At 66.4% G+C, this 14,257-nt stretch carries 12 protein-coding genes; 2 read left to right on the top strand and 10 right to left on the bottom strand.

Going from position 1 to position 14,257, the window contains the following annotated elements; all coding sequences use genetic code 11:
* Window positions 1-537: a cysteine dioxygenase gene (locus tag ACN6O8_RS21860; protein WP_427993089.1), complete on the top strand. Its 537-nt coding sequence runs from the start codon at window positions 1-3 to the stop codon at window positions 535-537.
* Between the two features lie 91 nt (window positions 538-628).
* Here the strand turns inward: ACN6O8_RS21860 and ACN6O8_RS21855 are convergent, their stop codons facing one another.
* The 6 genes from ACN6O8_RS21855 to ACN6O8_RS21830 form a co-directional block, all read right to left on the bottom strand.
* A complete protein-coding gene (locus tag ACN6O8_RS21855) occupies window positions 629-2,323 on the bottom strand; it encodes a thiamine pyrophosphate-binding protein (RefSeq protein ID WP_427993088.1) in 1,695 nt (564 codons plus the stop codon).
* Window positions 2,324-2,382: 59 nt separating this feature from the next.
* Window positions 2,383-3,372, bottom strand: a complete 990-nt coding sequence (locus ACN6O8_RS21850) for a tripartite tricarboxylate transporter substrate binding protein (RefSeq protein WP_427993087.1) — start codon at window positions 3,370-3,372, stop codon at window positions 2,383-2,385.
* Window positions 3,369-4,082: a GntR family transcriptional regulator gene (locus ACN6O8_RS21845; RefSeq protein WP_427993229.1), complete on the bottom strand. Its 714-nt coding sequence runs from the start codon at window positions 4,080-4,082 to the stop codon at window positions 3,369-3,371. Before ACN6O8_RS21845 ends, ACN6O8_RS21850 begins: the two co-directional genes overlap by 4 nt.
* A 213-nt stretch (window positions 4,083-4,295) precedes the next feature.
* Window positions 4,296-5,015, bottom strand: a complete 720-nt coding sequence (locus ACN6O8_RS21840; RefSeq protein WP_427993086.1) for a VOC family protein — start codon at window positions 5,013-5,015, stop codon at window positions 4,296-4,298.
* A 12-nt stretch (window positions 5,016-5,027) separates the two neighbouring features.
* Complete coding sequence (gene secA / locus ACN6O8_RS21835) at window positions 5,028-7,763, bottom strand: preprotein translocase subunit SecA (protein WP_427993085.1); 2,736 nt, start codon at window positions 7,761-7,763, stop codon at window positions 5,028-5,030.
* A gap of 174 nt (window positions 7,764-7,937) precedes the next feature.
* Window positions 7,938-8,921 (bottom strand): M23 family metallopeptidase, encoded by a 984-nt coding sequence (locus ACN6O8_RS21830; protein WP_427993228.1) that lies wholly within the window; start codon window positions 8,919-8,921, stop codon window positions 7,938-7,940.
* A gap of 127 nt (window positions 8,922-9,048) precedes the next feature.
* Between ACN6O8_RS21830 and ACN6O8_RS21825 the strand changes: the two genes are divergently transcribed.
* Window positions 9,049-9,456 (top strand): DciA family protein, encoded by a 408-nt coding sequence (locus ACN6O8_RS21825; protein ID WP_427993227.1) that lies wholly within the window; start codon window positions 9,049-9,051, stop codon window positions 9,454-9,456.
* Between the two features lie 201 nt (window positions 9,457-9,657).
* Here ACN6O8_RS21825 and lpxC read toward each other — a convergent pair whose 3' ends face one another.
* From lpxC to ACN6O8_RS21805, 4 genes are all read right to left on the bottom strand, one after another.
* Window positions 9,658-10,581 (bottom strand): UDP-3-O-acyl-N-acetylglucosamine deacetylase, encoded by a 924-nt coding sequence (gene lpxC / locus ACN6O8_RS21820; protein WP_054433506.1) that lies wholly within the window; start codon window positions 10,579-10,581, stop codon window positions 9,658-9,660.
* Window positions 10,582-10,820: 239 nt separating this feature from the next.
* Window positions 10,821-12,005 (bottom strand): cell division protein FtsZ, encoded by a 1,185-nt coding sequence (gene ftsZ / locus ACN6O8_RS21815; protein WP_427993084.1) that lies wholly within the window; start codon window positions 12,003-12,005, stop codon window positions 10,821-10,823.
* 190 nt (window positions 12,006-12,195) lie between these two features.
* Entirely contained in the window at window positions 12,196-13,422 is a 1,227-nt protein-coding gene (ftsA, locus tag ACN6O8_RS21810) for a cell division protein FtsA (RefSeq protein ID WP_006217473.1), read from the bottom strand.
* A gap of 4 nt (window positions 13,423-13,426) precedes the next feature.
* On the bottom strand, window positions 13,427-14,251 hold the full coding sequence (locus ACN6O8_RS21805; RefSeq protein ID WP_427993083.1) for a cell division protein FtsQ/DivIB: 825 nt from the start codon (window positions 14,249-14,251) through the stop codon (window positions 13,427-13,429).
* Window positions 14,252-14,257: the final 6 nt, after the last annotated feature.

Raw genomic sequence — 14,257 nt, 5'->3', positions numbered from 1 at the left:
ATGCCCAACCCGCCACTCGCCACCGCCGACCTGCGCTCGCTGTGCGAATCGGTACAGACCGCCCAGATGAGCGCGGCCCGCGCCTTCCTGCGCGAACTGGCCGCCAGCGTCGCCAGTGCCGGCGACATGCTGCACGCCCTGCCGCCGGAACTGCGCGCCGGCCGTCCCGACCGCTACACTCGCCACATCGCCTACGCCGACCCGCATGGCGCCTTCACCGTCGCCTACCTGATCTGGCGCCCGGAGCAATTCAGCCCGGTGCACGGCCACAAGACCTGGTGCACCTACCAAGTCCTGCAAGGCGAACTGACCGAAACCCATTACCGCTGGGATCCCGCCGCCGGCACCGCCCAGCCCTGCGGTCAAGCCAGGCGTCGCCCGGGCGACATCATCACCGCCCCCCAGGGACTGCACCACATCCACCGGCTTGGCAACGGCGGCCCGGGTGTCGCCGTGTCGCTGCACATCTACGGGGTCGACCAGGCCGATCTCTGCACCGGCGTCAACCATCTGGTGCCCACGCCCGCACCACACTGAACGCGCACCACGGCGCCTGCCGGACGGCATCGACTCCATGAAAAAAGCGGGGCCAATCCTGGCCCCGCTTCGCATTCCCTTGCCCGGGTCGTCAACCCATCCACTGGCTGACCGGCGCCGCCGCATCCTGCAGCGGCTGCGCCACCACGTCGATCAGCGCCGGGCCATCGTGCTCCATGGCGGCCTTGATCGCCGCGTCGAGCTTGGCCGGGTCTTCCACGCGCCACGCCTTCACCCCATAGGCCTCGGCGATGCGGGCATGATCGGTACGGTCGAAGTCCACGCTGTAGTAGCGCTTGTCGTAGCCGGCCTTCTGGCTCGCCTTGATCCAGCCATAGACTGAATTCGAAAACACGACCATCAGCAACGGCGCTTTGTGGCGCACGATGGTCTCCAGCTCGCCGACCGTGAAGCCGAAGCTGCCGTCGCCCATCACCGAGACGCACTTGGCGTTCGGCCGGCCGACCCAGGCGCCCAGGGCCGCCGACATCGAAAAGCCCAGTGCGCCATGGGCACGGTTGGTGATGAAGTGGCGACCGGGCCGCGAGACGTCGTAATAGGCCGAGAAATACGGGCACGGCGTGCCGGGATCGGCGCACACCACCGCGTCGTCGGGCAGCAGGCGATTGAGCGACTGCACCACGCGCTCGGGACGAATCGGCGCCTCCAGACTGCCGGCCAGCGGCTCCAGTTGCGCGCGCCGCGCGGCCTTGGCCCGGCCCGCCAGCACGGCGCCGTCGGCCGCGTCATGGGGCCGGTGCGCCAGGCGCGCTTGCACTTCGGCGCCCAGCGCCTGCAGGGCCAGCTTGGCGTCGCCCACCATGCCGACCTCGGTCAGATAGTTGGCGCCGATCACCATCGGGTCGATGTCGATGTGCAGGATCGGCACGTCGCGGTTCGGGAAGCGCCAGTGCTCGGTCGAGGTCGACCCGGCGCGGCAGCCCACGAACAACACCACGTCGGCCGCGGCCACCACGTCACGCGTGGCCATCACCCCGCCATTCGAGCCCACCACGCCGGCGTTCAGCGGATGCGTGTCGGCCAGACTGCCCTGGCCGCTGACGGTCACGCAGACCGCGGCCTTCAGGCTCTCGGCCAGTTCTTGCAGCGCGCCACTGGCGCCGGCGATGACGACGCCGCCGCCGCAGATGATGACCGGCGAGCGCGCGCCGACCAGCCGCTGCGCCGCGCGCGCCACGTCGGCCGGATCCGGCGCGTAGCGCAACGAGGGAAACTGCGCATGTTCGGGTTGGGCCCAGACATCGGCGGCATCGACCTGCTGCTTCATGACGTCATAGGGGAAACACAGGTGCGCCGAACCGGGCTTGCCGGTGGTCATGGCGCGGAATGCCGCGCGCACCATGCCGGGGATCTGGTCGGCGCGGTCGATGGTGCGGTTCCACTTGGTCAGCGGCCGGTACAGCGCCTCCTGGTCCAGTTCCGTCAGCGGGTACTTGCCGCGCGAGCCCACCGCCACGTCGGACGTGATACCCAGCACCGGGATAGACGACTCATTGGCCTCCACCAGCCCCGGCAGCAGATAGGTCGCGCCGCCGCCGCTCGGCCCTTCGCACACGCCGACCTTGCCGGTCACGCGGGCATAGGCGTCGGCCATGTAGCCGGCGCTGCGCTCGTCCCGGGTCAGGATGTGACGCATGCCGTGATCCAGCCGGTAGAGCGCGTCGTAGAACGGCAGGCTGGTGTCGCCGCACAGGCCGAAAATATGTTTGACGCCGTTGTGTTGCAGCATCCGCACCATTGCTTCGGCGCCAGTCAAGGTATCCATGTCTTCTCCACGCGATGCGCGGACCGGGCGGGACGCAAGCGCGCCCCGCCGCCGGCCGCTCAGTTATCCAGATTGATGTTGCTGCTCTTGATGAACTTGCTCCAGCGGTCGTATTCCGCCTTCACGTAGGCATCCAGCGCCGGGCCGTTCGACGCCACGATCTCGAAGCCGGCTTCCTCCAGCTTTTTCTTGACGTCGGGATCGGCCAGCACCGTGTTGAACGCCTGCGTCAGCTTCTTGACGGTCGCCTCCGGCGTGCCCTTGGGCGCGAACATGCCGCTCCACGAATAGGCGACGAACCCCGGGAAACCGGACTCGGCCACCGTGGGCACGTTCGGCAGATCCGGCAGGCGCTTCTCGCCCGCCACCGCCAGCGGCTTGATCTTGCCGGCCTGGATCTGGCCGCGCAGCGCGGCGAAGCTCAGCCAGGTCATGTTGGCCTGTCCGCCCACCACGGCCTGGATGGCCGGGCCGCCGCCGCCATACGGCACGTGCAGCAGCTCCACCTTCGACAGGCGCTTGAGTTCTTCGGGCGCCAGGTGGTTCAGCGAGCCGACGCCGGTGGAGGCGTAGTTGAATTTGTTGGGCGGCTGCTTGGCCGCGGCCGCCAGGAATTCCTTCAGGTTGTCGCCCGGCACGGCGGGGTTGGCGCCCAGCACCAGCGGAAAACGCACCGTCTGCGTGATGGCGACGAAGTCCTTGAAGGTGTCGTACGGCAGCTTGGGTTTCACCGCCGGATTGATGCCGTGGTTATCGAAGCTCACCAGCAGCGTGCTGCCGTCGGGCTCGGCCCGCGCCACGAAGGCGGTAGCGATCTGGCTGGCGGCGCCCGGGCGGTTTTCCACCACCACGGCGCGGCCGCCCAGTTCCTTGGACAGCCGCGGCTGCAGGATGCGGGCCAGGATGTCGGTGCTGCCGCCCGGCGGATACGGCACCACCAGGATCAGCGGCTTTTCCTCCGCCCGGGCGGGCGCGGCGGCCAATCCGCCTCCCAGCGCGGCAAGCGCGCAAACGGCCGCCAAGGCGCGCCGCATCGTTGTATAGGTCATGTGTTTTCCCCTGCTGTTGTGGTGTTGGCCGGCGCTGCCGCGGCGGGTTCGGCCTGGTCCCGCATGTAAATCGTGGAAAAGCCGGTGCGGATGACATCGGTGATCTGGTCCAGCCGCCGGCCGATATGGCTGCGCATCATGTCCGGCAGGGCCTCGATATCGCGCCGCTCCAGCGCCTGGACGATGCGCATGTGCTCGCCCTGGGTGTGGCTGCGGCGGCCCTGCTGCATGTCGATCCAGCGCACGAAATGGATGCGGGCATTGACGCTTTCCAGCGCCCGCACGAATTCCTCGTTGCGCGAATAGCGCGCCAGCGTCAGGTGGAACGCCTCGTCCAGCTCCAGCAGGCGCGTCGCATCGCTGTCTTCAGGCTCGTCGCGCGAGCGCTCGACGAATGCGCGCAAGGCCGCCAGTTCCGCGTCGGTGGCGCGCTCACAGGCCGCGTGCACGATGCCCGCTTCGAGCACCGCGCGGTATTCGTAGAGGCTGTGGATCTGCTTGGCGTCCAGCAGCCGCGCGATGAAACCGCGGTTCACCGAACGGGTCAGGAAACCTTCCACCATCAACTGGTTGAGCACCTCGCGCAGCGGTGTGCGGCTGACGTTCAGGCGGCGGGCCAGTTCGACTTCGTTGATGCGTTCGCCCGGCTTGAACTCGAAGCTCACCGCCATCGCCTTGACGGCGTTGTACAGCTCGGCCTGGCCGGCCATGGTGCGGGCTGTGGGTCGGGATGGCGTCATGAGGATGTCGGCCGCCTGGGCGCTCCGGGTGGAATGAAGTGCATACTAAAGTGCATACACTTTGCCTCGCAACCCGGGTTTGCCCGCAAGGCACGCGACAACACGCCGTCCCCCCAAAAACTGGGGAACGGCGAAATCAATCAGGGGAAAGGTCCGCGCGGCGACCGCGCGCGGGAGGAAGGATCAGACGCCGGTATCGAGCGTGTAATGGGCGCCGTCGCGGTTTTCCAGCGTCAGCGTGGACAGCACCGGGGTCACCGCCGAGGCATCCTCGCGCACGTGGATGCGCAGGTTGGCTAACGGCACGTCCCATCCGCCGGCCACGGCTTCAGCCGTGACGCCCGCCACCAGGGCCAGGCGTTCGGCCACCTCGCGCGGCCGGGCGGCGCGGGCGTCGATCCGCAACAGGCGGCGGGCGCCATTGGGATGCGCCATCAGTTCGGGCGACCAGACGCATTCGGGCGTCAAGTGGCGGCAGAAGTACATGCGGATGCCGGGCAAGGGTTGCTCGGCGAAACGCACCGTATGGAAACGGGCCTGCACTTCCTGGCCGTCCAGCATGGCGGGACGCGACAATTCCTGCATCGGATTGACCGCGAAGCCGGCGGCGAGCAGGCGCTCGCGCGTGGCCTCGGCGTCGTAGGTGCGGAACACCAACGCCTCGAGCCCGAAGGGCGATTCGGCGATTTCCTGGCGCGCCGGCGGCGCGCCAGGCGGCCAGCCCAGCAGTTCGACGTAGGTGCCTTCGAGCACGATCAGGCGATTGCACGACCCGAGGTTGTGCACCGCCTTGTCGCTCAGGTGAAAGCCCTGGCGCTCGAAGTGCGGCGCCAGCGCATCCAGCCGGTCGCGCACCATGACCACGGCGTGATCGAACTCGGTCTGGCCGACGGCATGCAGCATGGCGTTATCCGTTCAGACCAGCTTGCCGTGGCACTGCTTGTACTTCTTGCCACTGCCGCACGGGCACGGATCGTTGCGGCCCACCTTGGGCAGCACGTTGCGCACCGGCTGGGCGCCCGCGTCGTCGGCCGACTGGGCCAGGGCCTCGGCGTAGTCGGAATGGTGGTACTGCACGTTCTGCACGTGCGACTGGGCCGCTTCGGCCTCGGCCTGTTCGACCTGCTCGGACGACTGCACGCGCACCGTCATCAGCACGCGCACCACGTCGTCGCGGATGCGGTCCAGCATGCCCGAGAACAGCTCGAAGGCCTCGCGCTTGTATTCCTGCTTGGGATTCTTCTGCGCATAGCCGCGCAGGTGGATGCCCTGGCGCAGGTAGTCGAGCGCCGACAGGTGCTCGCGCCAATGCGTGTCGATCGCCTGCAGCATGATCGAACGCTCGAACTGCGACCACGATTCCGTGCCGACCTGGTCGACCTTGCCCTGGTAGACGTCACGCGCCGCCGCGACCACGCGCTCGCGCAGGTCTTCGTCGGTCAGGTTGGATTCCTTCTCGAGCATCTCGACCAGCGGCAGATGCACCTGCCAGTCGGCTTCCAACGCCTTCTGCAGCGCCGGGATGTCCCATTGCTCTTCCACCGATTCCGGCGGCACATAGGTGTTGAACAGTTCCACCACCGCGGCGTCGCGCAGATTCTCGATCGTGGCACTGACGCTGGCCGCTTCCAGCACTTCATTGCGCTGCGCGTACAACACCTTGCGCTGGTCGTTGGCGACGTCGTCGTATTCCAGCAATTGCTTGCGGATGTCGAAGTTGCGGCCTTCCACCTTGCGCTGCGCGGTCTCGATCGAACGCGTGACCATGCCGGCCTCGATGGGCTCGCCCTCGGGCAACTTCAGGCGTTCCATGATGGCGCGCACGCGGTCGCCCGCGAAGATGCGCATCAGCGAATCTTCCAGCGACAGGTAGAAGCGCGACGAACCCGGGTCACCCTGGCGGCCGGCACGGCCGCGCAGCTGGTTGTCGATACGGCGCGATTCGTGGCGCTCGGTGCCGATGATGCGCAGGCCGCCAGCGGCCTTGACCTGCTCGTTGAGCGGCTTCCAGTCGGCGCGCACCTTCTCGATGCGGGCGGTCTTCTCGGCTTCGGACAGCGATTCGTCGGCGCGGATCAGGTCGACCTGCTTGTCGACGCTGCCGCCCAGCACGATGTCGGTGCCGCGGCCGGCCATGTTGGTGGCGATGGTGATGTGGCCCGGCTTGCCGGCTTCGGCGACGATCTCGGCTTCGCGGGCGTGCTGCTTGGCGTTCAGCACTTCGTGCGGCAGCTTGGCCTTTTTCAGCAGGCCCGACAGCAGCTCGGAGTTTTCGATGCTGGTGGTGCCCACCAGCACCGGCTGGCCGCGTTCGTGGCAGTCGCGGATGTCTTCGAGGATGGCGTTGTACTTTTCCGCGTCCGTCTTGAAGACCTGATCATTCTGGTCCTTGCGGATCATGGGCTTGTTGGTCGGGATGATGACCGTTTCGAGCCCGTAGATTTCCTGGAATTCGTACGCTTCCGTGTCGGCCGTGCCGGTCATGCCGGACAGCTTCTCGTACATGCGGAAGTAGTTCTGGAAGGTGATCGACGCCAGCGTCTGGTTCTCGTGCTGGATCTTCACCCCTTCCTTGGCCTCGACCGCCTGGTGCAGGCCATCGGACCAGCGGCGGCCCACCATCAGGCGGCCGGTGAATTCGTCGACGATGATGACTTCGCCATCCTGTACCACGTACTGCTGGTCGCGGAAGAACAGCGTGTTGGCGCGCAGCGCCACCATCAGGTGATGCATCAGCGCGATGTGGCGCGGGTCGTACAGCGACTCGCCCTCGGGCAGGATGCCCAGCCGCGCCAGGATGCCTTCGGCGTTGACGTGGCCCGCTTCCGACAAATAGACCTGCTGGCTCTTCTCGTCGACCCAGTAATCGCCGTCGGGTTCCGGTTCCTGCGGCTTGGGCTCGCTGGCCATGCGGGTCAGCAGCGGCGGCACCGCGTTCATGCGGATGTAGAGCTCGGTGTGGTCTTCGGCCTGGCCCGAGATGATCAGCGGCGTGCGCGCCTCGTCGATCAGGATCGAGTCCACTTCGTCGACGATGGCGTAGAACAGGCCGCGCTGGCGGCGGTCCTCAACACGGTATTCCATGTTGTCGCGCAGGTAGTCGAAACCGAATTCGTTGTTGGTGCCGTAGGTGATGTCGGCGGCGTAGGCGGCCTTCTTCTCCTCGTTCGGCTGCTGCGGCACCACCACGCCTGTGGTCAGGCCCAGGAAATGGTACAGGCGCCCCATCCATTCGGCGTCGCGGCGGGCCAGGTAGTCGTTCACCGTGACCACGTGCACGCCCTTGCCGGCGATCGCGTTCAGGTACACCGGCAGCGTGGCCATCAGCGTCTTGCCTTCACCCGTGCGCATTTCGGCGATCTTGCCGCTGTGCAGGGCGATGCCGCCCAGCAACTGCGCATCGAAGTGGCGCATGCCGAACACCCGCTTGCCCGCTTCGCGCACGACGGCGAAGGCTTCGGGCAGCAGGTCGTCGAGCGACGTGCCCTGGGCGTGGCGGGAACGGAACTCCGCGGTCTTGGCCGCCAGCTCCGCATCGGAGAGCGCGGAGATCTTGGGCTCCAGCCCATTGATCTGGGTTACCAGCTTGCGATACTGCTTAAGCAGCCGGTCGTTGCGGCTGCCTATGAGTTTTTTGAGCAGAGAAACCATGCGTATGTCGGCCGCACGAGCCCCGCCGCGCCCGCGATGGGCAAGGGACGGCGTCGCCCGTGACTTGATGTTATTGGTTGAGCGGGGATCCGCTGGGAAACGAACCAGTTTAACGCACCTGGCGCGTAATAGCCTGGCCCTATGGCCAGGTGGCACTGTAGCCCGGATCGGGCGTCAGCGCGCGGCGCCGTCGGCACCGGCTTGCGCCACCGCTGGCGGCGCGTGCTGTTGCGGCCCCAGGAACAGGCGCGGATCCAGCGGCTGTCCGGCCAGCCGCACCTCGAAGTGCAGGTGCGGCCCGGTGGATCGGCCGGAAGAGCCGACCCGCGCCACCTGCTGCCCCCGTTCGACCAGTTGCCCCTGCTTGACCATCAGGGACGAGGCGTGGGCATAGCGGGTAATCAGACCATCGCCATGGTCGATTTCGACCATGTTCCCGTAACCGGGATGGAACTTGGCTTCCAGCACTACCCCGCCCGAGGCCGCCAGGATCGGCGTGCCCGGCGGCGCGGCGAAGTCCAGCCCCTCGTGCATGGCCGAACGCCCGGTGACCGGATTGCGCCGCCAGCCGTAGGAGGAACTGAGATAGGGATAATCGGTGATCGGCATCGCCGTCGGCATGCGCGCCTGGTCGGCCGAACGCCGGGTGAGCGCGGCGTCCAGCAGCTTGAGATTGTCGGTCTGCAGGGCCAGCCGCTCCTGGATCTCGTCAAGTTGGCGGCCCAGGGCTTCGGCCGAGGCGGCGCTGGGCGGCGTGCCCTCGGTGAACAGGTCGTCCATGACTTGCGTGGCCTGCGGCGCGTGCGGCATCTCGTCCGGCGCCGAGGCCAATTGTTTGGCCACTTCGGGATCGGTGTAGGCCACGCCCGCCACCTTCGCCACCCGCTGGCCCAGGCCGTCGATGCTGGCCAGCTTGGCCTGCAACGCGCCCACCTTGGCCGCCAGCAGATTCATGTTGCCGCGCAGGAAGTCGGCATCGCGCCCGGGCTGTTCGGACAGCGGCCAGCCGACCGTGTGTACGGCGGGCAGGATAGGAGTAATGTAGCGCTGAAGGGCGGCGCCGAAGATGGCGGCCGTCATCAGCGCGCCCCCCAGAAACAACGCCAAGCGCGCGCCTCCCAGGGTGAAATGCCCGTCCTGCCCGTCGCGGGCGTGCATAATCACGATTTTCAAGGTTTGCTTCCTAATTCTCAGAGCCGGGATGAATAGACCCACTTCATACCGTCAACGTTCCAGTTCCAGCCGGCGAGGGGAAAATACCGCCCTGGGATGGCTGGGTCATGACATGCGGGGCGCCGGGGTACTGGCGACCGCCCGCAAGCACTTGCAAATCCAATATGCGGTGGCGGCGATCCTGCCCGCCCCGCTGGGCTCCGTCTGCCAGGTAGGCAAGCTGGAAAACCAGCGCCTTCAACTGGTGGTGCCCAGTGCCGCGCACGCGGCGAAGATGCGTCAATTGGCCCCGCGCATCGCGCAGGCCTTGACGGACCGAGGCTGGAACCTTAACGAAATTGCCGTGAAGGTACAAGCCGGCCTGCCCAAGCCCGGCGCCCGCAAGCCGCTGCCGCCGAAAGAGGCGCAACCGCTGGGGGATGCCGCGCTGGGCGCGTTCGAAACCCTGCACGGCAACCTGCGACCCGGCCCGCTGGCCGACGCGGTCGCCAAACTATTGAAGCACCACAAGAGTAGCTGAGATAGCCGGACTTGTCCGGATGCCCGCCTTTCGGCTGGCCACAATGGCCACATTGCCGGACGGGATGACGCCGCGGTTTACGCCCGAAGCGCGTTGGCGGGCGGACGGGTGACACCCCTTGGATGCCATCCCAAATGAAAATGGCCGGTTGCCCGCCGGGGACAGTCCCCGGAGACACCGGCCATCAGCGGCAGACCGGCCTCAGGCCAGTTGCCATTCGTGCCGGAACGCCTGCGGCGCCTCGGCTTGCGATTCGTAGGTCACCAGTTCCCAGGCGTCGCGCTGCGCCAGCAGCGCGCGCGCCAACTGATTGTTCAGGCCATGGCCCGACTTGCACGCCACGTAGCGCGCCACCAGCGGCTTGCCCAACAGATACAGGTCGCCGATGGCGTCCAGGATCTTGTGCTTCACGAATTCGTCGTCGTAGCGCAGGCCGTCGCTGTTGAGCACCCGGTACTCGTCCATCACGATGGCGTTGTCCAGGCTGCCGCCGCGGGCCAGGCCCATCGACCGCAGCGCTTCGACTTCGTTGACGAAGCCGAAGGTGCGGGCACGGGCGATCTCGCGCACGTACGAATGGGTGGCGAAATCGATTTCAGCGAAATTCGCGGTCGAGTCGATGGCGGGGTGGCGGAAGTCGATCGAGAAGGCCAGCGCGTACCCTTCATGGGGTTCGAGCCGGGCCCACTTCTCGTTGCGGCCTTCGCCCTCGCGCACTTCCACCGTCTTCAACACACGGATGAACTGCTTCGGCGCGTTCTGCTCGACGATGCCGGCCGAGCGCAACAGGTACACGAAGGTTGCCGCACTGCCGTCCATGATGGGGACTTCTTCGGCAGTGAGGTCGATATGCAGGTTGTCGATGCCCAGGCCGGCCAGCGCCGACATGAGATGTTCCACCGTGGACACGCGGACATTGCCCTGCTGCAGCACGGACGCCATGCGCGTATCGCCCACCCCGGTGGCCTGCGCCGGCAGGTCGACGACCTCGGGCAGATCGACGCGATGGAACACGATGCCCGTGTTGGGCGCCGCCGGGCGCAGGGTGAGCTCGACCCGCCGTCCGGAGTGGACGCCGACGCCTGTCGTGCGGACGAGATTCTGAATGCTGCGCTGTCGGAACATGAGACTAAGGTATTTTGAGCCAGGAAGCCGGCAAGATGACCAGAGATTGCCGGCGTAACTGACGTATTGTAACTCTGTCCGGTTCTTGACGCCATCAAAGCATCATGACCGACCAATAAAACCGTCCCCGATTCACGCCTTACAAAGAAAACACGGACCGCTCCGCCTCCGGCTTGCCCGCGGGGACAGGCAAGCCGGAGATGAGGGAGTGCATAGGAGCCTGAAATCAGGCTCCAGGTTCAATCCGCCTGCTTGCGCAGGAACGCCGGGATGTCGAAATGATCCATGCCCGAGCTTTCCAGCGCCCGCACCTGGGCCGACGCCTGGCTGCGCGGGTTGCGCATGACAGACGGCATGTCCAGATTGCGGTAGTCGCCCTGACCGACGGCCGGCATCGCGCCCATGGGCAGGTTGTCGGTGCCGGTGCGCAGCGCCTCGGCGGTGTTCTGCACCAGTTGCGGACGCGCCTGCGCACGGCCCAGGCCGGTCGCAACCACGGTCACACGCAGGTTTTCACCCATCGATTCGTCGTAGGCGGTGCCGAAGATCACGGTCGCGTCGTCCGAAGCGTAGCTGCGGATCGTTTCCATGATTTCGCGCGTTTCGCGCATCTTCAGCGAGCGGCTGGCGGTGATGTTGACCAGCACGCCGCGAGCGCCGTTCAGATCCACGCCTTCCAGCAGCGGGCAAGCGATGGCGTGCTCGGCGGCGACGCGGGCGCGGTCAGCGCCCGAGGCCGATGCCGTGCCCATCATGGCCTGGCCCTGCTCGCCCATGATCGTCTTGACGTCTTCGAAGTCGACGTTGACGTTGCCTTCGACGTTGATGATTTCGGCGATACCCGCGCACGCGTTGTGCAGGATGTCGTCGGCCGAACGGAAGCAGTCTTCCTGCGTCGCGTCCTCGTCCATCAGTTCATACAGGTTCTCGTTGAGCACCACGATGAGCGAATGCACGTGCTTGGCCAGCTCGGAAATACCATCCTCGGCCATCTTCATGCGCTTGTTGCCTTCGAACGAGAAGGGCTTGGTGACCACGCCCACCGTCAGAATGCCCAGCTCCTTGGCGACTTCGGCCACGACCGGACCCGCGCCCGTGCCGGTGCCGCCGCCCATGCCCGCGGTGATGAAGACCATGTGCGCGCCGTTCAGGGCGGCACGGATCTCTTCACGCGCGGTTTCGGCCGACGCGCGGCCTTGCTCGGGCTTGGCGCCCGCGCCCAGGCCGGTGCGGCCCAGGCGGATCTGCACCGGCGCGTTGGTCGCCGCCAGTGCCTGCGCATCGGTGTTGGCGCAGATGAAATCCACGCCGTGCACGCCGCTGCGAATCATGTGCGCCACGGCATTGCCGCCCGCACCGCCCACACCAACGACCTTGATTACGGTCCCTTTGGTGTTGTTCTCAAGCATCTCAAAGTTCATCATGATGACTCCCTCACAAGTCCGATTTTGCAAATCACAAAAATTCCCCAACAACCTATATTTTGTGAATCGCCTCAAAGCCGAAGCCGACTGCCTTGGTCCGCAACGGGTTTGAGACGCCTCCCCTTTCTGGCCCGGCCCGCCCTACCGCCGCGGATCGTGCCAAGGAGCAGGCCCCAACCTGCCCCCCTCTTCAATTCATGAACCATTCCTTCATGCGCGCCAGCAGGCTCTTGAAATTGCCGGTCTGCGCGGCGACCTTGCGGCCGCGCACGCGCTGCATGCGCGCTTCCTGCAGCAGCCCCATCACGGTCGAGAAGCGCGGATTGCGCATCACATCGGCCAGGCTGCCTTCGTATTCGGGCACCGCCACGCGCACCGGCTTGAGGAACACGTCCTCGGCCAGTTCGATCATGCCGGGCAATTGCGCCGAGCCGCCGGTCAGCACCACGCCGGAAGCCAGCAGATCCTCGTAGCCGGAGTCGCGCACCACCTGCTGCACCAGCGTGAACAGCTCTTCCACGCGCGGTTCGATCACCGCGCCCAGCGCCTGGCGCTTGACCTGGCGCGGACCACGGTCGCCCAGCCCCGGCACTTCCACCGATTCGTCGGGACTGGCCAGCACCTGCTTGGCCACGCCGTAGCGCAGCTTGATTTCCTCGGCATCGGGCGTGGGCGTGCGCAGCATGGCCGCGATGTCATTGGTGATCTGGTCGCCGGCGATCGGCAGCACGGCGGTGTGACGGATCGCGCCGCCAGTGAAGATCGCCACATCGGTGGTGCCGCCGCCGATGTCCACCAGCACCACGCCCAGTTCCTTTTCATCGGCGGTCAGCACGGCCAGGCTGGAAGCCAGCGGTTGCAGGATCAGATCCTGTACTTCCAGGCCGCAGCGGCGCACGCACTTGACGATGTTCTGCGCGGCGCTGACCGCGCCGGTCACGATGTGCACGCGCACTTCCAGGCGCAGGCCGCTCATGCCGATGGGCTCGCGGATGTCTTCCTGGCCGTCGACGATGAACTCCTGCGTCAGCACGTGCAGCACCTGCTGGTCGGTCGGGATGTTCACCGCCTTGGCGGTCTCGATGACGCGGGCGACGTCGGTGGCGGTGACTTCCTTGTCCTTGACGGCGACCATGCCGCTGGAATTGAAGCTGCGGATATGGCTGCCGGCGATGCCGGTGTAGACGTCTCGAATCTTGCAATCTGCCATCAGCTCGGCTTCTTCAAGCGCGCGCTGAATGGAATTCACAGTGGTCTCGATGTTGACGACCACGCCCTTACGCATGCCGCGCGATTCGTGCTGGCCCAGGCCTAGCACCTCGAAGCGGCCTTCAGGCAGGATTTCAGCCACCACAGCCACCACCTTGCTGGTGCCGATATCGAGGGCGACGATAAGGTCCTTGATGTCACGGGTCATGGCGTTAGCGTTTCTTGGGAGGTTTCGGTGTGGATTTGGATTTGGTTTCCGACGCAGGCAAGGGGGCCAGCGCCAGCGCGAAACCATTGGGATAGCGCAGGTCGGCCTGCGTGATGGTGCGCCCTTCCAGGCGCCCCGCCACGGCGGGCCACGCCTGCACAAAACGTTGAATGCGCGCCGCGAAAGGCAGCGCGCCGGGAAGGCCATGCGGGTCCGGCGCATCGGCGCCCGGATCGCGGCCCAGGTCCAGCAACATGCCGTTGGACAGCACCACGCGCCAGGCGTAGCGCGGACTCAGCTCCAGCTGCTTGACATGCATATCGAGCGGCGCGAACCAGCGCGCCAGTTCGGCGTAGCGTTGCACCACCAGCGATTCGGTGCCCTCGGGTCCGGAGAACTGCGGCAACACCGTCTCGTCGTCCACCTCGCCCGTGTTGGCCGTGAACGCCTCGCCCCAGGTGTTGATCATCTGGTTCTCGTTCCACAGCGCCAGCGGCTGCTGTTCCTCGATGCGCACGCGCAGCACATTGGGCCAGATCCGCCGCACGGTGGCGTGGCGCACCCAAGGCACCGACTCGAAGATCGCGCGCGCGTCGTCCAGGTCCACCGTGAAGAAGTTGCCCTTGAAACGTCCGGCGATCGCAGCACGCACCGCGCCCGGCGACACATAGTGCAGCTCGGTGTCCGGCGTGGACTCCAGCTCGATGGCCGACAGCGTGAAATACGGACGCTGCGCCACCCACACCACGCCCGCGACGAGCATGGCGCAGACCGCCAGCACGGCAAGCGTGTTGGCGATCAGGTTGGTAGTGCGAGCGTCGTTCCACACAGAATG

The sequence above is a fragment of the Achromobacter sp. genome, assembly GCF_050285565.1.
In the GTDB taxonomy this organism is placed as follows: Bacteria; Pseudomonadota; Gammaproteobacteria; order Burkholderiales; family Burkholderiaceae_B; genus Achromobacter.
Note: the sequence above shows the minus strand (reverse complement) of the source record. Positions and strands in the feature narration are given on the sequence as shown.

Excerpts from the sequence above, each read along its gene's own strand:
- ACN6O8_RS21860 (WP_427993089.1), top strand. The coding sequence starts at position 1 with ATGCCCAACCCGCCACTCGCCACCGCCGACCTGCGCTCGCTGTGCGAA.
- ACN6O8_RS21855 (WP_427993088.1), bottom strand. The coding sequence starts at position 2,323 with ATGGATACCTTGACTGGCGCCGAAGCAATGGTGCGGATGCTGCAACAC.
- ACN6O8_RS21850 (WP_427993087.1), bottom strand. The coding sequence starts at position 3,372 with ATGACCTATACAACGATGCGGCGCGCCTTGGCGGCCGTTTGCGCGCTT.
- ACN6O8_RS21845 (WP_427993229.1), bottom strand. The coding sequence starts at position 4,082 with ATGGCCGGCCAGGCCGAGCTGTACAACGCCGTCAAGGCGATGGCGGTG.
- ACN6O8_RS21840 (WP_427993086.1), bottom strand. The coding sequence starts at position 5,015 with ATGCTGCATGCCGTCGGCCAGACCGAGTTCGATCACGCCGTGGTCATG.
- secA (WP_427993085.1), bottom strand. The coding sequence starts at position 7,763 with ATGGTTTCTCTGCTCAAAAAACTCATAGGCAGCCGCAACGACCGGCTG.
- ACN6O8_RS21830 (WP_427993228.1), bottom strand. The coding sequence starts at position 8,921 with ATGCACGCCCGCGACGGGCAGGACGGGCATTTCACCCTGGGAGGCGCG.
- ACN6O8_RS21825 (WP_427993227.1), top strand. The coding sequence starts at position 9,049 with ATGCGGGGCGCCGGGGTACTGGCGACCGCCCGCAAGCACTTGCAAATC.
- lpxC (WP_054433506.1), bottom strand. The coding sequence starts at position 10,581 with ATGTTCCGACAGCGCAGCATTCAGAATCTCGTCCGCACGACAGGCGTC.
- ftsZ (WP_427993084.1), bottom strand. The coding sequence starts at position 12,005 with ATGATGAACTTTGAGATGCTTGAGAACAACACCAAAGGGACCGTAATC.
- ftsA (WP_006217473.1), bottom strand. The coding sequence starts at position 13,422 with ATGACCCGTGACATCAAGGACCTTATCGTCGCCCTCGATATCGGCACC.